The sequence below is a fragment of the Gordonia sp. DT218 genome, assembly GCF_049847105.1.
Taxonomy (GTDB): domain Bacteria; phylum Actinomycetota; class Actinomycetes; order Mycobacteriales; family Mycobacteriaceae; genus Gordonia.
Genome location: NZ_JBNCNS010000003.1, coordinates 99329 through 125272 on the forward strand (window position 1 = coordinate 99329; position 25944 = coordinate 125272).

Below are 25944 nucleotides of genomic sequence, written 5' to 3' on the forward strand. Positions count from 1 at the left end.
CGCAGTCACTCGTCGGGTCAGTCGCGGTACACGGGTTGTGGCGGTCCGTTGCCCGGACCCAGGATGGACAGCCAGTGATCGTACATCTGTTGCCAACGGCCGCTGATGCGCAGTTCGTTCAACACACCGTTGACAAAGCGCACCATGTCGTCCTGGCCCTTGGGGATGCCGACGCCGTAGTACTCCTCGCCGAGGCTCGGGCCGACCAGCTGCACCCACGGGTCCTGTTCGGCGAGACCGGCGAGGATCGCGTCGTCGGTGGTGGCCGCGTCCACCTGGCCCTGCTGCATCATCACCAGGCAGTCCGCCCAGGTCGTGGTGGTGACCATTCTGGCACGTGGCTGAATTGCCTGGATGCGGCCGATCGAGGTGGCCCCGCGCGCGGAGCAGACCCGTTTGCCCGCCAGATCTGCCGGGCCGTTGATACCGGAGGTCCGGGTGGAGAGGATGCGCTGGGAGGCAATGTAGTACGGACTGGAGAACGCGACGTCCTGAACGCGGTCACAGGTGATGCTCATGGTCTTCACCACGACGTCGACGCTGTGGTCGACGAGGGCCTGGGTGCGTTCTGCGGAGCTCAGCACGCGGTACTCGATCGTGTTCGGGTCGTCGAAGATCGCCTGGGCTATCGCGCGGGCGATGTCGACATCGAAGCCTTGGATGTCGCCGGTGAGGGGATCGCGGAAACTGAACAGGTTGCTCCCGATGTCGAGTCCGACGATCAGGCGTCCGCGACCGAGGATATCGGCCATGGTGGTGTGCTGGGGCATCTGCGCGGGCACCGGCATCGGACCGGGCCGCAGGCTGGCCGTCGCGTCGCAGGTCTCGGAGGTCGGTGCCGGCTCGCGGGCGGCATCGGTCTCCGCGCCCGGCGGGGTGGGCTGCACACCGAATGCGACCGGTGGCGGCGACGGAGGGGCCGGGAACCGCACGCAGCCCGTGGCGGCGACGCAGACGAACAGCAGGACGACCATCGCGCGCACCCAACCCACGCGGGACCTGCCCATCCCGTCGTCGGGTCGCCTCGCGCGTGTGCCCGGGTACCTCATCGGTACTCCCGGATACGCGGGATGAGGCCGACGATCACGGCCACCCCGGCGAACAGGGTCAGCAGCAGGATGCCGGTACCCGTGTATCCGAGTACCCGCTGCGCGGTGTTGATGTCGTCGCGGAAGGAAAGGCGGGTGGTGGTGATCGTGTCGACCAGCGCCCGATCCAGATCGCCGTAGGCCTTCGCTGTCGAATTGGGGCCATCACCCACGGTCATCGTGCGGGCGCGCGCGAAATTGCCCGAGCTCATCTGCGACCGGACCTGCGCGTCGAGTTCCTTCCAGCGGGCCAGGACGTAGTTGGCGTTGTAGAGCTGTCCCGCCGACACCGCGCTCGAGTCGTCGCGATCCTTGCCCAATTGGTCGAGGGTGCGGCCGATATTCGTGGTCGCGTCCGTGAATGTCCGGTCCAGATCGTCCTGATCGCCGCGTCGCACCAGCGACAGTGTCTCCGCGGACCTGGCCTGCTGCGTCATGATGCGCGCCGACGTGAGGTCGCGGAGGGGATCGGCGCCGTCGATGCGCGCGTTGTTGGTCGCCGCGACCGACATGAGACCCGACGCCAGCAGCCAGACCGTGCCCACGATCACCGCGATGAGGGCGGCGAGCACGCCGATGTTGAAGCGGCGACGGGTACGTCTTCGGAGGTATCGGCTGGTCGCGACGAGCCCGACGATGAGCACGATGAGCGCGGCGTACACGCCCCACGGCGGGACGGTGAGGGTGCTCTGCGGATCGGCGATCGATCGGGAGCGACGTTCGTAGAGTCGTTGGGCGGCGGGCAGGATCTTGTCCTGCATCATCGTCGAGGCCTGACCCAGGTATGAGGAGCCCACCGGGTTGCCGAGCCGGTTGTTGGTGCGCGCGGTCTCGATGAGTCCGCTGTATGCCGGGATGTTGATGGCCAGGGTCCGCAGATCGGCGTTCGACTCCCGCTGTGCGGTGGCGTTCTCGGATTCGGCGAGGTCGTGGGTGGTGCCGGCCGCCGTGATCAGCGACGACGACGCCGTGGCCAGCGCGTCGGAGTAGCGCGTGCGGAGTTCCGGGGATTCCAGTCCGCCCGAGATGAACGCCGAGTTCGCCGCGGCGTCGGCGATCGACAGCGAGCTGTAGAGGACCTGCGAGGCCTCCGCGAGCGGCTCGGTCCGGTCGATCATCTCCTGCAGCGTCTGGGTGCGCTTCTCCAGGGTGTTGGATGCGTACAAGCCGGCGGTCAGACAGGCGAGGGCCAGGATCACCAGGATCAGGACGAGCTTGCCCGGGCTGGTGACCGCATAGTGACGCAGGGTGGTCAACGGCGACTGCGCGCGCTGACGCGCGGCGGCGACCAGATCCCGTCGGTCTGCGAGTACCTGCCGGATCGGTGGGGCGGAAGAAGTGGGCCGGATGGTCCGGCCCGCGCGGGTGAGCGCGGTCCGCATGTGCGAGACGTCGCCGGTCACCTCACGGTCCTTCCGAATTCTCCATGTTTCCGGCGTCGCTTTCCGGTAGTGCCGGGCATGCCGGCGTTGGGCTCACGGTCTCCACCTTGTGTGTCGCACCGGGCAGCGCACACGTTTCAGGTACCGGTTTTTCGGTATCGGCGACGATTCCCTCCCGGTCGGGATCGGTGTTCCTCACCGGTCTCAAGCCTAGTCCTCGTCGCCCTGACCGGCTCGACTTGAGCGGCCGTGTCCCCGGGTCGGTGGGATGCAGATCCGCGATGACTTTCCCTGGCCTGTGTCGCGCAACTCACATACCGTGGAGAGGGTCTGGGTCACCGGACGGGAAACCGACGGCAGGAGGCAGGGTGCGCGGAGACGGCGACGGATGGGTGATCGATCCGGACGGTTCGCGCTACTGGGGGCGTCACGGGGCAGCCGGATTGCTGTTGCGGGCACCACTGCCCGACGGTTCCACGGCGATCCTGTTGCAGCATCGCGCGGTGTGGTCACATCAGGGCGGGACGTGGGGGCTTCCCGGCGGCGCGCGCGATTCGCACGAGAGCGCGATCGACACGGCGGTCCGTGAGGCGCATGAGGAGGCCGGTGTCGGCGGTGACGACCTGCACGTGGTCGCGGCGCTCGTCACCCATCAGGCGCCGAGCGGCTGGACGTACACCACGGTCATCGCGGATATCGACGAGCCGGTGCGCACCGTGGCCAATTTCGAGTCCGCGGAACTGCGCTGGGTTCCCGAGAACGACGTGGCGGAACTGCCTCTGCACCCGGCGTTCGGCAACGCGTGGCCGGGACTGCGAGAGCGCATCAGCGCTCTCGACCCCCAGAGCTGATATCCCCAGAGATGATCGGGTCCCGCAGCCGGTTGGCCCCGGCGATCAGGGCGTTGACGTTGGCCTCGTCGCCGGTGGCGCCGTCGCCGTAGGCCCAGCACTGCCGGTCGTCGGCCTCGCAGAGCAGGAATGTCGTCACCGTGCCGCCGACCTCGCGCTGGTGGAGGCTGAGGATCTGTATCGGCGCTCCGATGTCATGGAGCATGGACGTCATCGCACCGATCGGTCCGGCCGCGCTGGCGTGCAGCGTCATGATCCGGTCGGCAAAAGCGATGGTTGCGCGGCAGGTGACCATGTCCTCTCGTCCGGTCTCGATGCTGAACGAGCCGAGCCGGATGGCGCCGGTGGGTGCGTATTCGTCGGTGAATCCTTGCCACGTCATGTCGGCTGCCTCCTCACGCATGCCTCGGGGCAGGGCGCATCCGAATCGGCGAACGAAGGGGTCGGGTGCGAACGGGGCGGGTGCGTCACACGGACAGGGTTGCTGAGAAAGATGAAGGCTGTGCATCTCGTGTCTACGTTTCGGTCGAAGGAAAGGTGACCGACGAGCAGAGAGCGCAACGACCCCGCAGCGGGGGGTCGGTCGATCAGACCCCGCTGCGGCGGGTTACGAGAATGCTCTTCATGCACAACATGATGCCGACCACGATAGACCCGCCCGCCGGGGCGCGGCAACCGGCTTTCGGTCCACTCCGCCAGCGTCGGGTCTTGCGACTGGCGCAGCACACCCCTTCCTGGTGCGACACCCAGCCGTGGCACACGGTGATCACCCAGGGTGACGGCACCGCACGACTGCGGGAGGCGCTTCTCGCCCACGTGGACACCGACGCCCCGGTCAACACCTTCCGGACCACCCGGGCAGACCTGGACGAGGCGGTGTCGTTCGTCAGCGAGTGAGCGCGGTCCGCAGCTCGTGCGCGGCGTCCTGCGCGTCGTCGGCGGCGGTGATCGCCCGGACGACGACGACGCGACCGGCACCGGCGGCCCGGACCTCGGACAGTCGAACGGCGTCGATGCCACCGATCGCGAACCACGGCTTGGGCGGATCGACGGACGCCGTGGCGTGTACGAGATCGAGTCCTGGTGCGGCCCGGCCCGGTTTGGTCGGAGTCGGCCAGCACGGCCCGACGCAGAAATAGTCGACCGCGTCGTCGACGGCCGCGGCCCGCATCTGTACCTCGTCGTGGGTGGACAGCCCGATGGCGACGTCGGGGCCGGTGATCTGCCGGGCGCGGCCGGCGGGCAGGTCGCCCTGACCCACGTGCAGCACGTCGGCCTCGGCGAGGACGGCCAGATCGGCACGGTCGTTGACCCCGAGCAGCGCGTCGTGCCGGCGCGTCAGGTCGCGGAGCCGGGCGAGGATCTCGAGTTCCTCGCGGGCCTCGAGCGTGCCGAACCGCGCCTCACCGGGCGATCCCTTGTCGCGCAACTGGACGATGTCGACACCACCGGCGAGCGCTGCGGAGACGAACTCGATCAGATCGCCACGTTCGCGCCGGGCGTCGGTGCACAGATACACCCGGGCCGATGACAGGCGGGCGGATCTCGGGCCTCGAGTCGGTGTCACGGAGGCAACGGTAGGCTAGGCGTCACGACACGGGAGCCCGGGGTACGACGGGCTGAGAGTGCGGGCCGAACCTCCGCTGACCGTTTGACCTGATCCGGGTAATGCCGGCGAAGGAAGGATGTCCCCCTTGAGCATCGACCGATCTGCACCGAGCATCGACCGATCTGCACCGACACTTGCCGTCGTCGGCGGCGGTGTCATCGGACTGACGTGCGCGCTCGCCGCGGTCGACGCCGGCCACCGGGTCAGGGTCCACGACGCGGGCACCGCCGATCGCGCGGCCTGGGTGGCCGCCGGCATGCTGGGTTCCCTCGGCGAGGGTCACCCCGGCGAGGACGATCTCCTGGCGCTGTCGTCGGCGTCGGTGCGACGCTGGCCGGATCTGGTGGCCCGTTTACGCGATCCGACGGTGATGGCCGCCACCGAGTCGTTGTTTGTCGCGGCGTCGTCGGCAGATGCCGAGTATCTGTCGAACCTCGCCGAGTTCGTCTGGTCCCGCGCGCCGCGGGCGCACGATGATCTCCGGCGGGTCGATCTCGCCGAGATCCGTCGACGCGAACCGGGACTGAGCTCACGTCTGCACGGCGGATACCTGGCGGTGGGGGAGGGTGCGGTGGACAACCGCAGGCTGCTGGGCCGCCTTCGCGACGCCCTCATCGATGCGGGAGCGCAGTTCGTCGACGAGCGGGTGGCCGATCTCGCCGATGTCGACGCCGACCAGATCCTGGTCGCCGCCGGCCTGGGCACACGCTCGCTGGTCCCCGACGTGGCACTCCACGCGGCAAAGGGTGAGATCCTGCGGCTGCGCGGAACGCGATGGTCGGTGGCCCAGCCCGCCCGGGTGATCCGCGCCCGGATGCATGGACGGCAGGTCTATCTGGTCCCCCGCGACGACGGGATCGTCGTCGGCGCAACCCAATACGAGCCGCTGGACGAGAGCGAGGCGAAGCCCGAGGTGGGCGGCGTGACCGATCTGCTCGCCGACGCCGTCGACTTGATGCCGGGATTGCGGACCTATGAACTCGCCGAGGCGGCCGCGGGCCTGCGGCCGTGCACCGCCGACGGACTGCCGATCATCCGGCGCGTCGACGACCGGGTCGTCGTGGCGACCGGGCACGGGCGCAACGGAATCCTGTTGGCGCCCTACACCGCCGACAAGGTTCTCGAACTGCTGACGGATCGCTGGGTCGCTGCAGGCGGACTCAGCAGCACCACGAAAGGAGCTGAGCCATCATGACGATTGTCGTCAACGGCGAGGCGACCGATCTCGCGCCCGACGCATCGGTCGGGGATCTGGTCGCGAAACTGGGGCTCCCCGAGCGCGGGATCGCGGTCGCGATCGACGGTGAGGTGGTTCCTCGTGGCCGCTGGGACCGGACCCTGCACGACGACGCGAGCGTGGAGATCGTGACGGCGGTGCAGGGTGGATAGCCGGATCGCGGCCGTGGCCGACACCCCGTTGCGGATCGCCGACCGTGAGTTGACATCGCGCTTGATCATGGGCACCGGCGGTGCCACCAATCTCGCTGTGCTGGAACGCGCATTGGTGGCGTCGGGGACCGAGTTGACCACCGTGGCGCTGCGGCGGGTGAGTCCCGAGTCCCGGACCGGGATGGTCGAGCTGCTCCGCCGTCTGGACATCGCGATCCTGCCCAACACGGCCGGCTGCCACACCACTGCCGAGGCGGTGCTGACCGCGCAACTCGCGCGTGAGGCCGTCGAAACGCATTGGGTGAAGCTCGAAGTGGTCGCCGACGAGCGCACCCTGCTGCCCGATGCGGTCGAATTAATCGATGCGGCAAGAGCTCTCGTCGACGACGGGTTCGCCGTGCTGGCCTACACCAACGACGACCCGGTCCTCGCCGCGCGGCTGCAGGACCTCGGGGTGGCCGCCGTCATGCCGCTGGGCTCGCCGATCGGAACCGGCCTGGGGATCGCGAATCCACACAACATCGAGATGATCGTCGAGGCGGCGCAGGTCCCGGTGGTACTCGACGCAGGCATCGGCACCGCCAGCGACGCCGCACTGGCGATGGAGCTCGGTTGTGACGCGGTGCTCCTCGCGTCCGCGGTCACCCGCGCCGACGACCCGGAGCGGATGGCGACCGCGATGCGACATGCCGTGATCGCCGGACGGTACGCCGCCGGCGCGGGCCGGATGCCCAAGCGGTTCTGGGCGCAGGCGTCGTCGCCGGCGCGTGCGTAGCCCGTCGACCGGGCCCGATTCCGCGCCGAGCGTGCACAGATCTGCGTCCATCGTGCACAGAATCGTGTCGAGCGTGCGACTGACCACCATGCGGCGCACGGTCGGCGAGAAGCTGCGAACGATCGGCGAGAAACTGCACCCGATGGACGGGGAGTCAGGCGGATTCGACCCGCCACATCTGCGTCCGCGCGACGCACCTGTCGCGACGCCGGGCCATTGCCTGCCGGCGTGAATCCTGCATGTAGGAGCCGAAGGCCGCCTCGTCGGCGAACTCGATGATCTGGGTTTCCAGCGGATGGCCGGCATCGTCGTCGACGTTGCGTACGCGTGTGAGTACCCGGCCCCGGTGCTCGTCGACCAATCGCAGGACATCGTCCTCGTAGGCGTGCAATTCCGACTCCTGGCCGGTGACTGGCCAGAGCAGCACTGTGAACGTCGCCGGCATGCGTACACCCTATGACGACAGGCGGTGTGGAGTACGCGCGGTCCGCGCGGAGATGTCTATGGTCGAGGTGTGCTGACAGTCGAGAAGCTGACCAAGGACTTCGGGCGGACGCGCGCCGTCGACGATCTGTCCTTCCACGTCCGGCCCGGGGTGGTGACCGGGTTCCTGGGCCCGAACGGGGCAGGAAAATCCACGACGATGCGCATGATGCTCGGATTGGATCGACCGACGTCGGGGACCGCGACCATCAATGGTCGCCCGTATCGCGAGCTCGACCATCCGCTGCGGCAGGTCGGCGCGCTGCTCGACGCCGGGTGGGTGCATCCCAATCGCAGCGCCAGGTCGCATCTGCGGTGGATGGCGGCCTCCAGCAGCATCCCAGCGCGCCGGGTCGACGAGGTGATCGAGATGGTCGGTCTCACGTCGGTGGCCACCAAACGCTCTGGCGGATTCTCGCTCGGCATGAAGCAACGGCTCGGTCTCGCCGGTGCCCTGCTCGGCGACCCGCACACGCTGCTGTTCGACGAGCCGGTCAACGGATTGGATCCGGAGGGCATCGTCTGGATTCGCAACTTCATGCGGCATCTGGCCGGGCAGGGCCGCACCGTCCTGGTGTCGAGCCACCTGCTCACCGAGATGTCGCTGACCGCCGACCATCTCGTGGTGATCGGCCAGGGACGGCTGATCGCCGACTGCTCGGTCGGTGAATTCACCAGCCGGGCCTCGAGCAGCGTGCGGGTCCGCAGCCCTCGACTACCAGACCTGCACCGGGTGCTCGCCGAGGCAGGTCTGAACGTCGTGCCCCTCACCGCATCCGACGGCCGCCCGGCGCTGTCCGTCGCCGAAGTCACCACCGATCAGGTGGGAGATCTCGCGGGGCAGGCCGGGATCGCGTTGCACGAACTGACCGGTACGAGTGCATCCCTGGAAGAGGTCTTCATGTCGATGACCGCGGGCGCGGTCCAGTACCAGGGCGGCGGCCCTCCCGCCCAGCCCGGCAACGACCCTCGAATCCAGGGAGGTCCGCGATGATCGCCGCCATGAACGCCGAACGCATCAAGCTGACGTCCACGCGGTCGCCGTACTGGTGCATCGCCGTGGTCGTCGTGCTCGCGATCGCCGTCGCCGCGCTCACCGGGGCGACCTCGACGGCGCCGCTTGGACCGTCGCCGGGCGAGTCCGCATGGACCGCGCTGATCGGACTGAACGCCTTCGGCGTGCTGGTGCTGATGATCATGGCCGTGCTCGCGGTGACCAGTGAATACCGTTTCGGCACCATCCGGACCACCTTCCAGGCGATCCCGAAACGATCCACCGTCCTGCTCGCCAAGGCCGGTGTGTTCGGTGCGCTCGCCGTGGCGGTCACGCTGGTGCTCGCGGTGGTGGGCATCTTCTTGGTGCGCGGTCTCGCCGGTTCGTCGAGCGGCATCGAGCTCGGCGACCCCGGCGTGGTGCGCCAGATCTGGGGCACCCCCGTGATCGCCGCGCTCTATGTGCTGATCGGACTCGGTGTGGGCGCCATCGTCCGGCACACGGCCGGCGCGATCGTGATCGTGCTGATCTGGAATCTTGCCCTCGAGTCGATCCTGTCCATCCTCCCCAAGGTGGGCGAGCACATCGCGCCGTTCCTGCCGTTCGCCAACGGTTCCCGCTTCCTGAACGAGGGAGCCGGTGACACCCAATACCACTGGAACGTCTACGGATCGCTGATCTACTTCGCCGTCTTCGCGGTCATCATCTTCGTGATCGGGATCGTGATGACCGAGCGCCGTGACGCATAGGGGTCGAATCGCGGTGTTGTCGACCGGGCAATGAGACTAAAATCCCCACATGTCCTCGAACTGGCCTCTGGTCGAGCGCGAGAAAGAGTTCCGCATCATCGAATCCGCGCTGCGCGGTGAGACGGCTGCGTGCGGTGTCGTGCTCACCGGCGATTCGGGGGTCGGCAAGACGACCCTGGCGCGTCACGTCACGGCTGCGCTCGACGGCGGCGTGCGGTGGGTCGCGGGTACCGAGTCGGCCAGGAGCATCCCGCTCGGGGTGTTCGCACACCTGGTGGGACCGGCCACGACCAGCGATCCGGTGACCTATCTGGCTGCGGCGCGCGAATCGCTGCTCGCCGACGGGAACGTCGTGATCGGCGTGGACGACGCCCACCTCCTCGACGAGTTGTCCGCGACGCTGCTGCATCAGCTGGCCATCGATCGCGCGGTGCACATCGTCGCGACGGTCCGCAGTGGCGAGTCGGTGCCGGATGCGGTGACCTCGCTGTGGAAAGACAATCACCTCACACGGATCACGTTGTCGCCGTTCACCAAACAGCAGAGCGTGGAGCTCATCGAGTCGGTGTTGGGCGGACAACTGGAGGGACTCTCGGCCGACCTGATGTGGGAGGCGTCGGGTGGTAACGCGCTGTTCCTCCGGCATCTCGTGGAAGGCGCGCGACAGGCCGACACACTTCGTCAGGTGAACGGTGTGTGGCAGCTGCGGGGACGGGCCGCGATCACCTCGGAACTGGCGTCGCTGTTGGAGAGCCGCATCGAACAGCTCGATGACGCGGTGCTGAATGTGCTGAAGTACCTCGCCCTCTGCGAACCGCTCGACATCGAGATCCTCTCCGAGCTGGCAGGCGAAGAGGCGGTCGAGGAGGCTGAGATCGCCGGCCTGGTCCGCATCTCCCGTGATGGCCGCAGCCTGCAGGTTCGCTACAACCATCCATTGTTCGGCGAGGTCATTCGGCACCGGCTCGGGCTGGCATCGTCACGACGATTGCGTGGGCGTCTGGTCAAGGCCCTCCGCGCGAGGGGTGCGGAGACGCCCACGGAACGCATCCGTCTCGCCGACCTCGCCTTGGAGAGTGACGTCGGCGTCGATGCGGACCTGATGAGCGCGGCCGCGCGCGACGCCCTCGGATTCGCCAACGCCCCGCTCGGTGAGCGGTTCGCACGCGCCGCTGCCGCCGAGGGGAAGGGAGGCGTCGGGGCGGCCGAACCGTTGGCACGGGCGCTGATGTGGCAGGGATACGCGGAAGAGGCGGAAAACGTGCTGGCCGTGTTTCGCCCCGAGGAGCTCAGCGAGTTGGAGCTGGTGCTCTGGGGCGGAATGCGATTCGGCAATCTCTTCTGGGCGCTCGGTGATGCCGAGCGTGCCGATCCGGTGCTGGACATGTTGCGCGAGAAGGTGACCGACCCCAACCTGTCGCTGGTGGTCAAGGGATACGCCGCTGCGCGTGCGGCGTTCGGAAATCGAGTCGACGATGCGATCGCATTGTCCGACGAAGTCCTCGGTTCGCCGAACCCATCTCCGTGGGCGGTGGAGTGGGCGGTCTTCGGCGGGGGCCTGTCGCGAGCGCTGTCGGGTCGCGGCGACGAGGTCGCCGAACTCGCCGCCCGGGCGCGTATCGCGGAGACCACAACCGACGGATTGCTCAGGTTCCCAACCGGTTTGGGTGAGATCCTGGCTCTGACGCTCACGGGCCGGCTCGACGAGGCGGACGTCCGGGCGCAGCGGTACGTCGCGTTCTCGAATGTCGGCCAATATCTGGGCTGGGGGATGGCGGGCATCCTGGTGTCGGTGGTCGAACTGGCGCGCGGCGACAGCTCGGCGGTGATCCGGCGTATGGACCAGACCCTGGCGACGCTCGACAGCGGCCGGGCCGCCGAATCCTGGAACTATCCGGCGCAGTTCTATCTGGTCCAGGCGCTCAGCGCGGCCGGGCGTACCGAGCGGGCCGAACGCGCATTGCGTAAGGCGCAGGACCGATTCGGCAGGCACATCGCGGTGTTCGGACCGATGCTCGCGATCGCGAAGTCGTGGCAGGAGGCGGCCGCGGGCACGGTGTCGGTGGCGGCGAAGACGGCGGGCGAGGCGGCCGGCGAAGCGCGGGAGTCCGGGCAATACGCGATCGAGGCCGAAGCGCTCCACTCGGCGGCCCGTTTCGGCGATTCCTCGGGTGCGCAACGCCTGCGGGAGCTGGCCGGCCGGATCGACGGGCCGCTCGCGGAGCTCTACGCGCGACACGCAGAGGCACTGGCAGCCGGCGACGCCGTCGAACTCGATCTCTGCGCAACCGAACTCGAACAGCTCGGAGTCCGGCTGTCGGCGGCCGACGCGGCCGCCCAGGCGAGTGTCCTGCACGAGGCTGCGGGCCACCGGGCGGCGACCGTCGCCGCGGCGGCGGTCGCCAATCGCCTCGCCGCGGAATGTGGCGGTCTGCGGACGCCGGCGCTGGTCGAGGCGGCGCAGCCGCTTCCGTTGACCACCCGTGAGCGCGAGATCGCCAATCTGGTGGCCGCGGGACTGTCCAACAAGGAGATCGCCGGACGCCTGACGGTGTCAGTGCGGACGGTCGAGGGCCACATCTATCGGGCCTGCACGAAACTCGACGTCGCCGACCGTTCCGAGATCGCCACCCTGCTGCTCAAGGCGAATGCGGGTACTGCCTGAGCACGGTCTGGACCCTGTCTGGTCGAACCAGTCATGGGTGGGTCGATCTGGGGCCACAATGAGCGCAACCGGTCCGGATCGTCGGGGTCGGGAGGCGTGAGAGGTGGTGTGTCGTGGGCGACTCGTTGGTGCTCGCGGAGGTGCGCACGGAATGTGAGCTGCAGGCGGTGCGGGAGTGGGCCGCGACCACCCATCCCGACGCCCCGGTGCGGGCACTGCGTGAGGTGGCCGCCGACGATCTGGAACCCGACACCGAGTTGATCCCCGCACGTGCTGTCTGGCTGCCCGCGGTGCGGCAGGGGGAGCGTCGGGTCTCGTTGGCGGACGTGCTGGTCCTGTCCAATCCCCGACGACCCATGGCGATACGGCAGAAGGCGATCAGGAATCGGCGACCCGATCGGCTGCGCGTGGTGCAGGGGGAACCGGCCACGGTGGCCGACCTGCGTGAGCGCTACGCCAACGAGTTCGCCGAAGGGGAACCGTTCACCGCATTCGTGTCCGTGCAGGCGTCGCTGTCGGCGGAGCGTGCCGAGCGTCAGATCGTCGGTGACCGGTACAAGGTGCCGAGGCTGGTCGCCGAACAGATCAGCTCGTCGGCGCGGTTCCAGGCCAAGGCGGCCAAGCTCGCCGCCGAACTCGGTCGCCCGGCCGCGGTGGTGGTGCAGGAGGCGACCGACAAGATGTCGAACTTCGTCGCCACCCAGAGCCGTCTGATGGACGACGTCTTCTCCTCGGTCTTCAGCAACCTGCACGAACGGACCTGGACCGTGTCGGTCGACCTCGACACGCTGAACCGCCTGCGCACCCTCAACAGGTCACACGGCCTGGTGTTCCTGCCGTCGCACCGCTCCTACGTCGATCCGCTGGTGCTCGCCGAGGTCCTGCGTGGTCACGACTTCCCGCCGAATCTCGTTCTGGGGGGCAACAATCTGTCGTTCTGGCCCGTCGGGCCCATCGCCCGCCGGGCCGGGATGATCTTCATCCGCCGCAAATTCGGCGGCGATCCCGTCTACAAGTTCGCGATGCGGTCCTATCTGTCGTTCATCGTGGAGAAACGGTTCAACCTCGAGTGGTACATCGAAGGGGGCCGCAGCCGGACCGGCAAGCTGCGCAAGCCGATGCTCGGTCTGCTCGCCTACGTCGTCGACGCGGTCGAGCAACTCGAGGATTCCGACGTGATGGTGGTGCCGACCTCGATTGTCTACGACCAGCTGCACGAGATCGGCGCGATGGCGGCCGAATCCGCGGGCGGCACCAAGAAGCCGGAGGGCATCACCTGGCTGCTGAAGTACGCGAAGGCCCAGCGAAGCTACCTCGGGGAGGCGCGCGTTCGCTTCGGAGAACCGTTCTCGCTGCGGCAGGCGCTGCGCGAGGCCGGCGAGGGGCGGGCCAGACTGGACAAGGTCGCGTTCAAGGTGATGGACGAGATCAATGCCGCCACACCGATCTCGGCGACATCGCTCGCCGGCTTCGCGATCCTCGGTGCGCGCGATCGCGCGTACACCGCGGCGGAGATCGAGGCGATCCTCGCGCCGCTGCTCGACTACATCGATCGACGGGAGCTGCCCGGACCCGATCCCGCGTTGTGCCGCGGTGTCGGATTGCGGCGCACCTTGCGGGAGCTCACCGACGCGGGCGTGTTGACCACCTATGACGGCGGCACCGACACGGTCTGGTCGATCGCCCCCGACAACCACGCCGTCGCGGCCTACTACCGGAACGGGGCGCTGCACCATTTCGTCGATCGTGCGATCGTCGAACTGGGATTGCTGGCCACCGCCGACGGCGAGCTGGTGGTCGGCGAGGGTGGGTTGCTGCCGGCCGCCCAGCAGGAGGCATTGCGGATCCGGGATCTGCTGAAGTTCGAGTTCTTCTTCCCGACCAAGGACGTCTTCCTGCACCGGCTCGGCGTCGAGCTCGATCTGCTCGCCCCTGGGTGGCGCGAGGTGTCGCCGAGCCCCGAATGGACCGATCGGGTGCTGCACGACCATGCCGGCACGCTGTTCGCACGCCGCACCCTGCAGCCGTTCTTCGACGCCCAGCTGGTGGTGGCCGAACGGCTCGTCTGCCTGGGCGACGGCTCGCTCGGAAAGGATCAGGTGCTCGCCGACTGCCTCGGCCTGGGCAGGCAACTGTCGTTGCAGGGCATCGTGCGCAGCAAGGACTCGGTCTCGACGGAGCTCTACGACGCGGCCTATCAGCTGGCCGAGAACCGGGGACTCGTTCCGGACGACGGCGTCGGTCGCGGTGACACCGATCTCGCGACCGCTCGGCAGAAGTGGCTCGACGAGGTGCGCTCGATGCGCGAACGGTTGCGGCGAATCGCCTGGATCGAGGCCGAGCAGGCGGGATTGCTCGCATGAGTACGGTCGCGGACCGACTGCGCGAGATCCGGTCGGCGCCCACCGGGAAGAAGGTCGGGGCGTTCTTCGACTACGACGGCACCCTCATCGAGGGCTTCTCCGCGAGCGCGATCACGCGGGCCCGGGTGAAGAGTCTCGAGTTCGGTCTCGGCGAACTCGGCAGCTTCCTGCTGATCGCGCTGCGTGGGGTGAAGTCCGAGCAGGATTACGCCGAAGTGCTGGAGGCGACCAGACCGACCTTCGCCGGCAAGACCTATGCCGAGATGGTCGCGTTCGGCGACGATCTGTTCAGACACGAGACCGCGTCGCATCTGCGTCCGCAGATGTGGCAGCTGCTGCGGGCGCATCGCGAGATGGGCCATCGGATCGTCATCGCGTCGTCGGCCACGCGATTCCAGATCGAGCCCATCGCCCGCGAGATCGAGGCCGACCACGCACTCGCGACCGACGTCGAGGTGATCGACGGGATCGTCACCGGTGAGATTCTCGGGCGACCGCTGTGGGGTCCGGGCAAGGCCGCCGCGGTGCGGGCGCTGGCGCGCGAACACGAGATGGACCTCGACGCGTCGTTCGCCTACAGCGACGGAAACGAGGACATCCCCTACCTGGAGTCGGTCGGACATCCGGCGGCGGTCTCACCCCGGTATGGCCTGCGCGCGGAGGCCCAGGCGCGGGGCTGGCCGATCCTCGATCTGCGCAACCCGAGCTACAACCGGCTGGCGATGGCGGCGCGGACCGGCGCGTTCTACGGCTCCTTCATCGGGTCGGCGGTGCTCGGGGCCGCCGGTGGACTCGTTCGCCGGGATCCGAGCGTGCTCGTGGAGTCGGCCATCCCGGCCGGGAACGATCTCGGGCTGCGCATCGCGGGCGTCGGCGTGCGCGTTCTCGACGGCGCCGAGTACCTGACGTCGAACCGCCCATGCGTGTTCGTGTTCAACCATCAGTCCAAACTCGACCTGCCCGTGATCATCCATCTGGTCCGCCGCGACGCGACCGGCGTCGCCAAGAAGGAGGTCAAGCGGGTGCCGGTGCTAGGGCAGATCCTGGACGCGGCAGGCCTGGTCTTCATCGACCGGGCCGATGCGGGCAAGGCGATCGAGCAGATGCAGCCCGCGGTCCGCAAGCTCCGCGACGAGGGTGTGTCGCTGGTGGTCGCGCCGGAGGGCACCCGGTCGTCGACACCGCGGATCGGGCCGTTCAAGAAGGGGCCGTTTCACATCGCGATGCAGGCAGGCGTACCGGTGGTGCCCGTGGTGCTCCGCAACACCGGTGAATTGATGTGGCGTGGTTCGCAATTGATCAAACCCGGCACGGTGGAGGTCAAGGTGTTGCCGCCGGTCGACACGTCGCAGTGGCGGCCGGAGGACGCCGGGAAGCATGCCGACGAGGTCCGGCAGATGTTCGTCAGCGCACTGGCCGACTGGCCGGTCGAATCGTTTGAGGACGGCCGGATGACCCGAGCGACGGGGGTGTGGGAGTGAGCAGCACCGACCAGCCACTGGACTGGGCCAACGAGCCGCACATGAGCCCGGTCGATGCCCTGATGTGGCGAGGTGACACCGATCGTCGGCTGCGCGGCACCATCAGCATGCTGGAAATCTATGATTGCGTGCCGGATTGGGATCGGTTGCTCGCCGCACATGAGTGGGGCAGTCGGATGGCACCGCGTTTCCGGCAGCGCGTCGTCGACTCCCCGTTCGGCACCGGCACCCCGAGTTGGGCGGTGGATCCCGACTTCGACCTGCACTACCACCTCCGACGGATCCGCCTCGCCGGCGACGGCTCGATGCGCGAACTCCTCTCGGCCTGTGAGCAACTCGCGATGACCGCACTCGACCCGGCCCGCCCGCCGTGGGAGGGCACTCTGATCGAAGGTCTTCCCGACGGTCGGTCAGCGTACTTCCTCAAGGCCCATCATGCTCTCACCGACGGTCTGGGGGCGATTCTCGGTCTGGCGCAGCTGCATTCGACGTCGCGCGATCCGATCCCCGGCAAGCCGCAGCCGCCCAGCCCCGAGCCGGTGAACATCTCGGCGCTCGACGTGGTCGGGCGCCAGCTCGGCGAGGAGGTAGAACGACTCCCGCATCGGGTCGACAGCGCTGTGCGTGGGTTGCGTGCGCTGACCCGACCGAGGAAGGCGCTGAGCGACGTCCTGCGGTACGGACGATCGGTGCCGCGGGTGGCCGGCCTGGTGTCTCCGCCGGGCTCACCGCTGCTCGCTGCGCGGAGTATCTCGTGGAGATTCAGTGCCTTCGAGGTCCCGTTCGCCGACCTGAAGGCTGCCGGCGTCACCGCCCGGGCCTCGGTCAACGACGTCTATCTCGCCGGGCTGATCGGCGGTTTCCGGTTCTATCACGAGAAACTCGGGCAGCCGGTCGACGCGATCCCGGTGGCCATCCCGATCTCCGTACGCCGACCCGAGGATCCGGCCGGCGGGAACCGGATCGCGGTCGGACGCATGGCCGGTCCCGTCGGCATCGCCGATCCGTTCGAGCGGGTGCTCACCATCCGCGAACAGGTTCGTGCCGCGCGGACCGAACCCGCCGTGGACATCTTCAACACCCTCGGCTCGGTGCTGGCCTGGCTGCCGGGCCAGGTTCTCGCTCAGTTCAGTGGTGCGACAACGCAAAACGACCTGCAGGCCAGCAACGTGCCGGGAATCCCCTGGGACACCTACGTTGCCGGGGCGAAGGTGGAACGCATGTTCCCGTTCGGGCCGCTGCCCGGGTGCGCGGTGATGGCCACCATGATCACCCACAACGGCACCGCCTGCCTGGGGCTGAACCACGATGCCGCCTCGATCACCGATCCGGAACTCTTCGCCGACTGCCTCGTCGCCGGATTCGACGAGGTTCTGGCCCTTGGCGCCGAAACAGGCTCGGGTGCAGCAGGCTTGATGCGGCGCGTCATCTGAGCCGGAGGCAGCGCGTGACCTCATCGTCGCCGACCTGCTGGAAGTCGCGATACGACAACCCGACGGCGTGGAAGGGCTCCGGTGAGCTCACACAGACCACGGCGTCGACGGCCGGGTCGGCGGTGAAGCGCCGGATCGCGTCGTCGGGTGCCGTCGGCACGGCGATGACGACGGCGGCGGCGCCTGCTGCACCCACGGCACGCAGCGCCACCGCCATCGTCGATCCGGTCGCCATCCCGTCATCGACGAGGATCACCGTGCGACCCTCGACGGCTACTGGTTCGGCACCTCCCCGGTAGCGATGCTCACGGTCGGTGCGGATGGCCTCCTCGCGGTCGACCACCTCCTGGAACTGTTCGGGTGAGACACCGAGCCGGCGGGGTACATCGTCGTTGACCACGACCTGCCCGGCCGCCAGGGCGCCCATCGCGAACTCGGGCTGACCGGGTGCCCCGAGTTTGCGGACCACGAGCGCGTCGAGTGAGGCACCGAGGGCATCGGCCACCACCCGGGCCACCGGCACACCGCCGCGCGCCAGACCCAGCACGACGAGGTGGTCGGGCGTGGAGCCCGCACTCGAATCGGAGGGGATCGGCACGGAGGGGATCGACACGGAGGGGATCGACAGCGTCGGAATCGGCGCGCTACGAAGTTGCTCGACCAGAGCCCGGCCGGCTGCCTGCCGATCGGCGAAGACCTCTGCGCGCCGCGACATCAGTCGATCCGGATCGCGGGGCCGACGTCGAGAGCGAAGCTCGGCACGTCGTCGAGGCTCATCTTGGCCTCGTAGGTGCGGTCGTAGCCGGTCCCGCAGATCCGCCAGCCCTCGTCGGTGCGGCGGTAGCGGTCCTCGTAGAACGCGGCACCGATGAGCATGAACTTGAAATCCGGGACGATGACCCGGTCCTGCAGGTACCAGCGTCCGGTGGCCGTGTCGCCCTCCACGTCGATCTCGGGATGTGCGACGCGGTGCTCGGTGATCACCCCGGGGCCGACCGAGTTGCGCATGAAGCCGACCAGTTCGTCGCGGGTGGTGAACTTGAGGCTGCTGCCGTAGTCGCCGGTGACATCGGCTGTGAGGGTTCTTTCGAACACCTCCCAGTCCTTGGTGTCCAGTGCACGGAGGTAGCGGTATTTGAGCTGCTTGATCGCGTCGAGATCGTCCATGGTTCAACATCTACCCGACTTGCCGCCCAAGACCTACTGAATCAGTTGACAGCGGCAACCGGTGGCCGCAAGTGTGGACCGATGACCTCGATCGCCGATGACACCGCCCACCAGACCGCCCGCAAGGCCTACGAGAGCATCGAGCCGTTTCACGTGCTCGCCTACTTCAACCACGGCCTGCGCGCGGCGCAGGAGGACACCGGCCTCGACGGCCATGGCTTCTACGTCGGTGCTCGCGGCGCCCCGATGGGGGAGTGCCACGCGTCGATCGTGACGTCGTCGTTCTACAACTTCGCGTCCGACCTCATCGCCACGAGTTGGGATGCCGCCCGGGCGGTCGGGCTGGAGAAGGTCGCGGCGCGGCGCGTGCAGATGCTGGATGAGCAGCTGCGCGCGATCCTGGGCGAGCGGGTCGGCGACGCCGAGATCGTCGAGCTGACACACCGCTATCGGGAACTGGCCGACGATCTGCCCTTCGGGGGTCGTCCGCTGGCGTCGGCCTGGGCCTCGGCCACCCCGCCCGACGAGCCGCATGTCGCGCTGTGGCACGCCATCGCCGTTCTCCGGGAATGGCGCGGCGACAACCACGTCGCGGTGCTGGTCAACCACGACCTCGATGCCCTGGACGCGGTGATCTTCCACGAGGCCGAGCTGCCGGACCCGACGGTCCGTCGGCGGACTCTCGGCCGCAAGCTCATCCAGCTGACTCGCGGGTGGTCGGACGATGACTGGGATGCCTCGGTGGACCGGCTGATCGGCCGTGGAATGGCGACCCGGGCGGAATCGGGCGAGCGACTGACCGATGCCGGCCTGGACGTCTATCGCGCGATCGAGGCCGAGACCGATGCCATCACGGCCCAGGCCTGGGCGAAGCCCGGGGTCGATGAACTCCTGGAACGCACGCGGCCGTACGTGAAGGCCGTGATCGACGCGGGAGTGTTGCCGGGGACCCGCAAGAAGGACTGACGCTGGAACGGCTCAGCGCTGCGCGTCCTCCGACGGCCCCTCGGAGTCGTCGGAGGAGCGGCTGCGGCGGATCGACCGCGATGACGACGACCATCCGAACAGATCCGACCCGTAGAACCCGGTGTCGATCTCCCCGGTGTCGGCACCGGACGAGTCGACGCGGCCACGCCGCCATCCGCCCTTCAGCGGTGGCGCCTCGCCGAAGTGATCTGGGTCGCCGGAGCCGTACCAGGCGACGAGTACCGCTCCGATGACGGCGCCGATGAAGCCGACGATGGCCAGCCACCCGAGTCCGGGCTTGGCCGTGTCGTTGAGGAACAGCACGCCGACGAGGCTGGGACCGGCCGTCTCGCCGACGACCAGCACTGCCGTCACCCCGTTCACCGCGCCCACCTGCAGAGCGACCGTCTGGACGAAGAAGCCGACGGCACCGGCTACCGCGATGGTCCAGGCGGCCGGGTCGGTGAGCAGGGTGACGAGATGGAACGGCGCGACGCCGTCGAGGACGCGGACCGCGATCGCGATCATGCCGAACAGCAGCCCCGCGGTGGCGCCTCCGACGATGGCTGCGTGCTTGCCCAGCCGGTACACGCCGAACAGGGCGATCGCGCAGAGTCCCAGGGTCGCGACGAACAGTTCCCAATGGAAGACGGCGCTCTCGCCGCCGCCGGTGTGGTGCTCGGCGGACATGCCGAGCAGGCACAGCGACAGCACGACCAGCCAGATGGCGATCCAGTCGCGGGTGTGCAGCGCGATGTTGAGCATGATGGTGCCGAGCAGGGCGGTGATCACAAGATTTGCCGACACGATGGTCTGCGAGAGGAACAGCGGGAGGAAGCGCGCGGCCAGCGCGCCGCCGGCGAATCCGATCACCACCATCATCGTGCCGAGAATGAAGGAAGGATCCACGAAGGTCGACATGGTGGACTGCAGCGAGGGGCCGCCGGCCGCGTTGGTCTGGTTCTCCTCGGTGCCCTCGTCGCGGGCCGCCGTCGCCACCCGACGCGCACCCAGCGCGCGTAGTACCGTGGACATCCCGTAGGCGACGGCGGCGAGGCAAGCGGCGATGATGCCGATCACGAACATCAGAAAACCCCGCCTCTCTCGCCTGTCTGTTCGGGTCAACCCGGCGTAACAGCATTCTGCAACGCTTTCGGGCGACCGACTATTCCTTTTTCGGCAGGTCACCTGCGGGCCGATGGATCACCCTATCGGCCCTCTCCTAGACTCGACCCGGTGGGCACTGTGGGGACTTCCGGACAAAAGCATGTACTGATCACCTTCGGGAGGTCGTTCCTGACCCTCGAGCTGACCCGCCTGATGTCCGCAGCCGGGCATCGGGTGACCATCGTCGACAGCATCCCGGTGGGCGTGAGCAGGTTCTCCCATGGGGCCGACGCCTTTCATCGGGTCCCGGCGCCCAAGTTCGAGCCGCGGGCGTATTGCCACGCGCTCGCGCAGATCGTCGTCGACGAAAAGGTCGACATGGTCATCCCGATCCACGAGGAGACCGACATCCTCTCGATGATGGTCGACATCTTCCCGCCCGAATGCGAATTGTTCCTGTCCGATTTCGAGACCGAGAACAGCCTCCACAACAAATTCGAATTCCAGGAGCTCCTCGTCGCCCGTGGGATTCCGGCGCTGAAATATGCGCAGGTTCGCAGTCCCGACGACATCGCGGCCCTCGATTTCGACGCACCGTTCGCCCTCAAGGAGTGTTACTCGCGGGGGTCGCAGAAGGTCCACAAGGTCACTCCGGGCGACCCGATGGACTGGGTCGAGTTCGATCCGATCAACCCGTGGCTGGCGCAGGAATGGCTCTCCGGGACGAACTACTGCACCTACTCGATCTGCCGTGACGGCCAGATCAATGCCCATGCCACCTATCCGGTGGATTACGCGATCGGCGGGAGTTCGTGCCTGAACTTCAAGTCGGTGCAGCATGACGGGATCTTCGAATGGATCTCGAAGTTCGTGCGGGACATGAACTTCACCGGTCAGGTCGGGTTCGATTTCATCGAGGATCCGGAACGCGGGCTGTTCTGCATCGAGTGCAACCCGCGGGCGACGAGCGGCATCATGATGTTCGGTCCGGAGGACGGCGTCGACCGTGCATTCTTCGGGACCAATGATGAGATCATCACTCCCGGAACCGATGTCGACAAGATGATCGGTTTGGGCATGCTGCTCTACGGGTGGCGAAAGGACTCGCGCCGGGGGCGCAGCATGCGCGAATTCCTCCGCGCCTTCCGGTCGTCGAGCGACGTGATCAGTCACCCGGGTGACCAGCGGCCCGCGCTCCTCCTGCCGTTCGCCTACCTCGGCATCCTGCGCAGTTGCTACAAGTACAAGGTCGGGCTCGCCGAGGGATTCATGCACGACCACGAGTGGGACGGTCTGCGGATCTCGGAGTGAGACCCCATCATCTCGCCGACAGCAACCGGAATCCCGCCGACGGCAACCGAAATCCCGCCGAGAGCAACCGGAATCCCGCCGACAGCACCGCTCAGGTGCGGACTCGGTGCCCGCGCACGTAGACTTCCGCGATCGCGGGTTCTCGTAATCCCATCAAGAGCGCGAACAGGGTCTGATCGCGGGCGGTGACCTCGTCGTCGGCCCGGATGCCCTGGCGCAGCATCGATTCCAGAGGCGTCCACCGCTCGGGTCGGATGACCAGGAAATCCGCCTCCTTGCCGACGTCGAAGTTCCCGAAGCGGTTCTCCATGTCGAGGGCTCGTGCACCGGCCAGCGTTGCGGTGAACAACATCTCGGCCGGGTGCATCGCCACACTCTCCGCACCCGGCTCGCTGAGATGAACCTTGAAGGCGTCGGACAGCACCCGCGAGATCAACCATTCGTCTCCGGCGCCGACGTCGGTCCCGGCAGCGATCGTGATCCCGGCGGCGACGGTCCGTTTCCACGGCATGGTGCCCGAACCGAGGAACAGCTGGGACACCGGGCAGTGTGCGATCGACGTCCCGGTCTCGGCCATCCGCGTGAGCTCGTCGTCGGTGCAGTGCACGGCGTGCGCCAGCACGGTCCGACGGCCGAGCAGGCCTTTCCCGCCGACCCGACTGCCGGGCAGAAACCGGCCGTCGTAGGTGTCGAGGTAGGAGTCGACCCCGTAACTGCGCTTCACCAGGTCGATCTCGCCGTCGCCGGGGCGATTGTTCTCGTTGAGATGGGTGTGCACGTAGACCCCACGCTCGCGCACCTCGCTGTAGAGCTCGCCGAGCCCGGCCAGGGTGTCCGCGCTGACCGACAGTGAGAATCTCGGCACGATCGCCACGTGAAGCAGTGCCGAGGAGACGTCGCCGGAATCGGCTGCGTGCCAGCGGTTGATCTCGTCGGCCGTGAGGTCGATCGCCTGCTGCTCGGTGGTGAGCAGCGGACTCGCCGACGGGCCGCCCGTGGTCTGGATGCCACGGCCACTGACCAGGCGGAGACCGGCTCGCCGAGTCTCGTCGAACAGCGCGTCCTGGGCATGCGGAAACGCCGAACCGAACACCATGGCCGCGGTGGTCCCGACCGCGATCCGGCGGGCGGTGAAATCCCGTGCGATCTGCTGGGCGAAACCGGGATCGGCCAGGCGGGCCTCGGCCGGGAAGATGCACGTCTCCAGCCACTCCAGTAACTGTCCGCCGCCGTAGGCATCCACCGAGTAGGTCTGCGGGAAGTGGATGTGGGCGTCGACGAATCCGGGGATGAGGTACCCGTCGCCGTGGTCGTGAATGCGCTCGGCGGACCCCGGGGTGCGCGCGGCAGGCCGGCCGTCGCGCGGGCCGCAGTAGACGATGGTGCCGGCGCCGTCCAGGACCAGTGCGCCGTCTGGGATCCAGGCGAGGGCGTCAGGTGCCTCGGTCACCGCCGGACGGCCGGCCACGTGGAAGATCTGGCCGAGATGGGTCGTGGTCACCCGAACACGAAAGCACAGCCCGAGGCTGTCGGCCGGATGAGAGTGTCACTCCGGTGCGGCATCGACCCACCGCTTGGCCTCCGCATAGGCGGCGTCGACGGATTCGAACACTCGGTCGGTGGCCTCGAAGATGTTGTCGCGGCCGATGGCATCGACGAGACCTGCGCTCTCGATGCCCTTCATCAGCGGCGGCCGCACGCCCGCGAGCATGAATCTGCCGCCTTTGGCCCGTAGTTCGTCGGCGTGGGCGCGCAACAGTTTCTGCAACGTCGACGACGGGACGTCGGGCAGAGTGCGCACGCTGAGGATCAGCGCGCTGCGGCCGTTGTCGTCGCCGATGGTCGGCCAGGTCTCGGCGATGCGCGGGACCTCGGCGAACAGCGCGACACCCGAATAGTCCAGGACGGTGATGCCCTCGGCCGGCAGGGTCTGCGGTGTGTCGACCACCCGCCAGCCGCCCTCGTCGGGGACGAGAGCAACCAACCGCGCTGCGCGCGCAGCCTGTACGCAGTAGAGGATCAGCGAGATCGCCGCGCCCACGAGGATGGCGTCCTGCAGGGGGATCTGGGTGGTGGCGATGAACGTGACGATCAAGGCGACGGCGCTCAACCTGGCGGTGCGGAACACCAGCACGATGTCGGACCACCGGCCCTGGATGAGTTCGAAGCCGATGACGAACAGAAGTCCGCCGATGACCGCCATCGGGATGATCTGCGCGGCAGAGCCGGCGATCAGGACGAGCAGGATCAGCCAGATGCCGGCGAACATCCCCGCCCACCGCGTCTGGGCGCCCGCCGACACCGCGACGCCGGTGCGCGACAGCGAGCCGCCGGTGGGCAGCGACCCGAAGAAACCGCCGATCAGGTTGGCCGCGCCCTGCGCGGAGAAGTCACCGGAGGCACTCGGCCGCGATTTGTCGGGGTTGGGGACGGCCGCCGAGATTCCGGCCGCCTGCGCCAGCGCCACCAGGGCGATGGCGAAAGCGCCGAGCAGCAGATCCGGGAACGCCGAGAGATCTGGGACGGTGAACGGCGGGAGGCTGTTCGGCACCTCGGCGATGTCACCGACGGTCTCGACATCGGTCCCGATGACGGCGGTGACGGCGGTGACCACCACCAAGGCGATCAGGGTGGAATAGGACTCGAGCGGTTTGATGAAGCGGAACACCGCCCAGACGGCGACCGTGGCGAGTGCGACGAGCACCGCGTGTGACGACCATTGGGAGATGTGCGCGAAGGCATCGACGAACTTCATCACCGTGTTGTGGGCATCGGGTTTGTAGCCGGTGACATCCTTTATCACGCCTGCGACGATCTGAACGGCGATACCCACAGTGAAGCCGGTCATCACCGCACCCGAGACGAAGTCCATGATCGCGCCGATGCGGAGCAGGCCGAACAGAAGCATCACCGCACCGACGGCCACCGTCAGCATCGCGATGTTCCCGATGTCGTGGGGGTCGAGGCCTGCCTGCGAGAGCACGCTCTGCGCGGAGAGTGCGATCGCACTGGTCAGCGTCGTCACCATGAGCACGGTGCGAGAGAAGACGGAACCGACCAGGGTCGAGACCATCCCCGAGTAGAGGCCACTGACCGGGTTGAAGCCACCGATGCTGGCGTAGGCCATCCCCTCGGGGATAGAGAACAACGCGGTCACGAGCCCGGAGATCGCGTCTGCAGGACGCGGGCGCGAGATTCGGATGGTGGGACGTCGGAACCGGTTCACGACAGACACTCGATCAGCCTAGGCGTCCGAACGCACGTCCACGCACCCAACGACCGCGATTTCCCCAGAACTTCACGACGTTCGAGTAGGCGAGCACGTTGGCCGCAGTTCTGGGATACGGTCACCGAGACGACTGTCGCCGTGCACGACCGAGGAGGTTCTGTGGGATCGGTATTGGGTGATCTGCTGCCACTGGCGGTCGGGGTGGCCATCTCACCGATCCCCATCATCGGCGCGATCCTGATGCTGCTCGGCAAGCACGCCCGGACGACGAGCATCGGGTTCGCGATCGGATGGTTGGCCGGGATCGTCATCGCCACCACGATTTTCGTGTTCGTCGGTGGTGCGGCCGGAGACTCCGATTCGAAGACCGGTGCCTGGATCAAGCTCGCGCTGGGGGTGCTGCTGCTCGCCGAGGGAATCCGCGAGTGGCGGGCGCGCGGCGCCGAACACTCGACGCCCAAGTGGATGGCGGCCATCGACGAGATGAAACCGTTCACCGCGCTGGGTCTCGGATTCGCCCTCTCCGCGATCAATCCGAAGAACCTGATGATGTGTATTGCCGCGGGTGTGACGATCGGTGGCGCAGCCCTGTCCACCGGCTCGAACATCGTGGCGGTGGTGGTGTTCTCGCTACTGGCCGCGACGACGGTGGTGATTCCCGTTCTCGCGTATCAGGTGGCGGCCGAGCGTTTGCGGGATCCGTTGGACCGGCTCAAGGCCTGGCTGCAGGAGAACAACAAGACCGTCATGGCGACGCTGATCCTGGTGATCGGGGTCGTGCTGATCGGTAAGGGGATCTCGGGGCTGGGGTAATCATTTCCGGATCCTGATGGACTGCGGGACATGTCGCACAACCGGGATGACCATATCGCCCGTCGGCGACGCGCAACCCCGGTAACGTC

The 25944-nt window shown here is 67.8% G+C and carries 24 protein-coding genes and 1 riboswitch; of the genes, 14 read left to right on the forward strand and 10 right to left on the reverse strand.

What is annotated here, in order from left to right:
• Positions 1-17: 17 nt before the first annotated feature.
• Positions 18-974 carry a glutamate ABC transporter substrate-binding protein gene (locus tag ACPXCG_RS11940; protein ID WP_425792805.1) on the reverse strand — a complete coding sequence of 319 codons (957 nt, stop codon included), beginning with the start codon at positions 972-974 and terminating at the stop codon, positions 18-20.
• A gap of 71 nt (positions 975-1045) precedes the next feature.
• Positions 1046-2491: a hypothetical protein gene (locus tag ACPXCG_RS11945; RefSeq protein ID WP_425792196.1), complete on the reverse strand. Its 1446-nt coding sequence runs from the start codon at positions 2489-2491 to the stop codon at positions 1046-1048.
• Between the two features lie 347 nt (positions 2492-2838).
• Here ACPXCG_RS11945 and ACPXCG_RS11950 point away from each other — a divergent pair, with 347 nt between their 5' ends.
• Entirely contained in the window at positions 2839-3321 is a 483-nt protein-coding gene (locus ACPXCG_RS11950; RefSeq protein WP_164310488.1) for an NUDIX hydrolase, read from the forward strand.
• On the opposite strand, the gene ACPXCG_RS11955 is transcribed toward ACPXCG_RS11950, so the two are convergent.
• Positions 3296-3703, reverse strand: a complete 408-nt coding sequence (locus tag ACPXCG_RS11955) for a hypothetical protein (RefSeq protein WP_425792197.1) — start codon at positions 3701-3703, stop codon at positions 3296-3298. The two genes, ACPXCG_RS11950 and ACPXCG_RS11955, sit on opposite strands and share 26 nt — an antisense overlap.
• Positions 3704-3945: 242 nt before the next feature.
• On the opposite strand from ACPXCG_RS11955, the gene ACPXCG_RS11960 reads away from it, so the two are divergent.
• The gene (locus ACPXCG_RS11960; RefSeq protein WP_425792198.1) at positions 3946-4218 is read left to right on the forward strand and encodes a hypothetical protein; all 273 of its coding nucleotides are present in this window, start codon (positions 3946-3948) and stop codon (positions 4216-4218) included.
• On the opposite strand, the gene thiE is transcribed toward ACPXCG_RS11960, so the two are convergent.
• Positions 4208-4888, reverse strand: a complete 681-nt coding sequence (gene thiE, locus ACPXCG_RS11965) for a thiamine phosphate synthase (protein WP_425792199.1) — start codon at positions 4886-4888, stop codon at positions 4208-4210. The two genes, ACPXCG_RS11960 and thiE, sit on opposite strands and share 11 nt — an antisense overlap.
• Positions 4889-4907: 19 nt before the next feature.
• Positions 4908-5022: riboswitch (TPP riboswitch) on the forward strand.
• On the opposite strand from thiE, the gene thiO reads away from it, so the two are divergent.
• The 3 genes from thiO (at position 5007) to ACPXCG_RS11980 (ending at position 7094) form a co-directional block, all read left to right on the forward strand.
• Positions 5007-6125 carry a glycine oxidase ThiO gene (thiO, locus tag ACPXCG_RS11970; RefSeq protein ID WP_425792200.1) on the forward strand — a complete coding sequence of 373 codons (1119 nt, stop codon included), beginning with the start codon at positions 5007-5009 and terminating at the stop codon, positions 6123-6125. Its footprint overlaps the riboswitch before it by 16 nt.
• Positions 6122-6319: a sulfur carrier protein ThiS gene (thiS, locus tag ACPXCG_RS11975; protein ID WP_425792201.1), complete on the forward strand. Its 198-nt coding sequence runs from the start codon at positions 6122-6124 to the stop codon at positions 6317-6319. The genes thiO and thiS overlap by 4 nt, the downstream gene beginning before the upstream one ends.
• Positions 6312-7094, forward strand: coding sequence for a thiazole synthase (locus ACPXCG_RS11980; protein WP_425792202.1), 783 nt, complete (start codon positions 6312-6314; stop codon positions 7092-7094). Before thiS ends, ACPXCG_RS11980 begins: the two co-directional genes overlap by 8 nt.
• 154 nt (positions 7095-7248) lie before the next feature.
• On the opposite strand, the gene ACPXCG_RS11985 is transcribed toward ACPXCG_RS11980, so the two are convergent.
• Entirely contained in the window at positions 7249-7539 is a 291-nt protein-coding gene (locus ACPXCG_RS11985; protein WP_425792203.1) for a DUF1330 domain-containing protein, read from the reverse strand.
• A gap of 69 nt (positions 7540-7608) precedes the next feature.
• Here ACPXCG_RS11985 and ACPXCG_RS11990 point away from each other — a divergent pair, with 69 nt between their 5' ends.
• The 6 genes from ACPXCG_RS11990 to ACPXCG_RS12015 all read left to right on the forward strand — a co-directional run bounded on the left by ACPXCG_RS11990 (position 7609) and on the right by ACPXCG_RS12015 (position 17262).
• Positions 7609-8571: an ABC transporter ATP-binding protein gene (locus ACPXCG_RS11990; protein ID WP_425792204.1), complete on the forward strand. Its 963-nt coding sequence runs from the start codon at positions 7609-7611 to the stop codon at positions 8569-8571.
• On the forward strand, positions 8568-9320 hold the full coding sequence (locus tag ACPXCG_RS11995) for an ABC transporter permease (protein WP_425792205.1): 753 nt from the start codon (positions 8568-8570) through the stop codon (positions 9318-9320). Before ACPXCG_RS11990 ends, ACPXCG_RS11995 begins: the two co-directional genes overlap by 4 nt.
• Positions 9321-9369: 49 nt before the next feature.
• Entirely contained in the window at positions 9370-11985 is a 2616-nt protein-coding gene (locus ACPXCG_RS12000; protein WP_425792206.1) for a LuxR C-terminal-related transcriptional regulator, read from the forward strand.
• Positions 11986-12098: 113 nt separating this feature from the next.
• Positions 12099-14348, forward strand: coding sequence for a glycerol-3-phosphate 1-O-acyltransferase (locus ACPXCG_RS12005; protein ID WP_425792207.1), 2250 nt, complete (start codon positions 12099-12101; stop codon positions 14346-14348).
• Positions 14345-15829: an HAD-IB family hydrolase gene (locus ACPXCG_RS12010; protein WP_425792208.1), complete on the forward strand. Its 1485-nt coding sequence runs from the start codon at positions 14345-14347 to the stop codon at positions 15827-15829. Before ACPXCG_RS12005 ends, ACPXCG_RS12010 begins: the two co-directional genes overlap by 4 nt.
• A gap of 41 nt (positions 15830-15870) precedes the next feature.
• Positions 15871-17262, forward strand: a complete 1392-nt coding sequence (locus ACPXCG_RS12015) for a wax ester/triacylglycerol synthase domain-containing protein (RefSeq protein ID WP_425792806.1) — start codon at positions 15871-15873, stop codon at positions 17260-17262.
• Here ACPXCG_RS12015 and ACPXCG_RS12020 read toward each other — a convergent pair.
• Together ACPXCG_RS12020 and ACPXCG_RS12025 are read right to left on the reverse strand one after the other, a co-directional pair.
• The gene (locus ACPXCG_RS12020; RefSeq protein WP_425792209.1) at positions 17255-17977 is read right to left on the reverse strand and encodes a phosphoribosyltransferase; all 723 of its coding nucleotides are present in this window, start codon (positions 17975-17977) and stop codon (positions 17255-17257) included. The genes ACPXCG_RS12015 and ACPXCG_RS12020 overlap by 8 nt on opposite strands.
• A complete protein-coding gene (locus ACPXCG_RS12025) occupies positions 17977-18429 on the reverse strand; it encodes a nuclear transport factor 2 family protein (protein WP_425792210.1) in 453 nt (150 codons plus the stop codon). The genes ACPXCG_RS12020 and ACPXCG_RS12025 overlap by 1 nt, the downstream gene beginning before the upstream one ends.
• 81 nt (positions 18430-18510) lie before the next feature.
• Between ACPXCG_RS12025 and ACPXCG_RS12030 the strand changes: the two genes are divergently transcribed.
• Positions 18511-19395: an SCO6745 family protein gene (locus tag ACPXCG_RS12030; protein ID WP_425792211.1), complete on the forward strand. Its 885-nt coding sequence runs from the start codon at positions 18511-18513 to the stop codon at positions 19393-19395.
• Positions 19396-19407: 12 nt separating this feature from the next.
• Here the strand turns inward: ACPXCG_RS12030 and ACPXCG_RS12035 are convergent, their stop codons facing one another.
• Entirely contained in the window at positions 19408-20481 is a 1074-nt protein-coding gene (locus ACPXCG_RS12035) for an EamA/RhaT family transporter (protein WP_425792212.1), read from the reverse strand.
• Between the two features lie 234 nt (positions 20482-20715).
• On the opposite strand from ACPXCG_RS12035, the gene ACPXCG_RS12040 reads away from it, so the two are divergent.
• The gene (locus tag ACPXCG_RS12040) at positions 20716-21813 is read left to right on the forward strand and encodes a carboxylate--amine ligase (RefSeq protein ID WP_425792807.1); all 1098 of its coding nucleotides are present in this window, start codon (positions 20716-20718) and stop codon (positions 21811-21813) included.
• A gap of 91 nt (positions 21814-21904) precedes the next feature.
• On the opposite strand, the gene ACPXCG_RS12045 is transcribed toward ACPXCG_RS12040, so the two are convergent.
• Positions 21905-23314 carry an amidohydrolase family protein gene (locus ACPXCG_RS12045; RefSeq protein WP_425792213.1) on the reverse strand — a complete coding sequence of 470 codons (1410 nt, stop codon included), beginning with the start codon at positions 23312-23314 and terminating at the stop codon, positions 21905-21907.
• A gap of 45 nt (positions 23315-23359) precedes the next feature.
• Positions 23360-25048, reverse strand: coding sequence for a SulP family inorganic anion transporter (locus tag ACPXCG_RS12050; RefSeq protein ID WP_425792214.1), 1689 nt, complete (start codon positions 25046-25048; stop codon positions 23360-23362).
• Between the two features lie 153 nt (positions 25049-25201).
• Here ACPXCG_RS12050 and ACPXCG_RS12055 point away from each other — a divergent pair, with 153 nt between their 5' ends.
• A complete protein-coding gene (locus ACPXCG_RS12055) occupies positions 25202-25855 on the forward strand; it encodes a GAP family protein (RefSeq protein ID WP_425792215.1) in 654 nt (217 codons plus the stop codon).
• Positions 25856-25944 lie beyond the last annotated feature (89 nt).

Excerpts from the sequence above, each read along its gene's own strand:
- ACPXCG_RS11940 (WP_425792805.1), bottom strand. The coding sequence starts at position 974 with ATGGTCGTCCTGCTGTTCGTCTGCGTCGCCGCCACGGGCTGCGTGCGG.
- ACPXCG_RS11955 (WP_425792197.1), bottom strand. The coding sequence starts at position 3,703 with ATGACGTGGCAAGGATTCACCGACGAATACGCACCCACCGGCGCCATC.
- ACPXCG_RS11960 (WP_425792198.1), top strand. The coding sequence starts at position 3,946 with ATGCACAACATGATGCCGACCACGATAGACCCGCCCGCCGGGGCGCGG.
- thiO (WP_425792200.1), top strand. The coding sequence starts at position 5,007 with ATGTCCCCCTTGAGCATCGACCGATCTGCACCGAGCATCGACCGATCT.
- thiS (WP_425792201.1), top strand. The coding sequence starts at position 6,122 with ATGACGATTGTCGTCAACGGCGAGGCGACCGATCTCGCGCCCGACGCA.
- ACPXCG_RS11985 (WP_425792203.1), bottom strand. The coding sequence starts at position 7,539 with ATGCCGGCGACGTTCACAGTGCTGCTCTGGCCAGTCACCGGCCAGGAG.
- ACPXCG_RS11995 (WP_425792205.1), top strand. The coding sequence starts at position 8,568 with ATGATCGCCGCCATGAACGCCGAACGCATCAAGCTGACGTCCACGCGG.
- ACPXCG_RS12000 (WP_425792206.1), top strand. The coding sequence starts at position 9,370 with ATGTCCTCGAACTGGCCTCTGGTCGAGCGCGAGAAAGAGTTCCGCATC.
- ACPXCG_RS12010 (WP_425792208.1), top strand. The coding sequence starts at position 14,345 with ATGAGTACGGTCGCGGACCGACTGCGCGAGATCCGGTCGGCGCCCACC.
- ACPXCG_RS12015 (WP_425792806.1), top strand. The coding sequence starts at position 15,871 with ATGAGCCCGGTCGATGCCCTGATGTGGCGAGGTGACACCGATCGTCGG.
- ACPXCG_RS12020 (WP_425792209.1), bottom strand. The coding sequence starts at position 17,977 with ATGTCGCGGCGCGCAGAGGTCTTCGCCGATCGGCAGGCAGCCGGCCGG.
- ACPXCG_RS12025 (WP_425792210.1), bottom strand. The coding sequence starts at position 18,429 with ATGGACGATCTCGACGCGATCAAGCAGCTCAAATACCGCTACCTCCGT.
- ACPXCG_RS12030 (WP_425792211.1), top strand. The coding sequence starts at position 18,511 with ATGACCTCGATCGCCGATGACACCGCCCACCAGACCGCCCGCAAGGCC.
- ACPXCG_RS12035 (WP_425792212.1), bottom strand. The coding sequence starts at position 20,481 with ATGTTCGTGATCGGCATCATCGCCGCTTGCCTCGCCGCCGTCGCCTAC.
- ACPXCG_RS12040 (WP_425792807.1), top strand. The coding sequence starts at position 20,716 with ATGTCCGCAGCCGGGCATCGGGTGACCATCGTCGACAGCATCCCGGTG.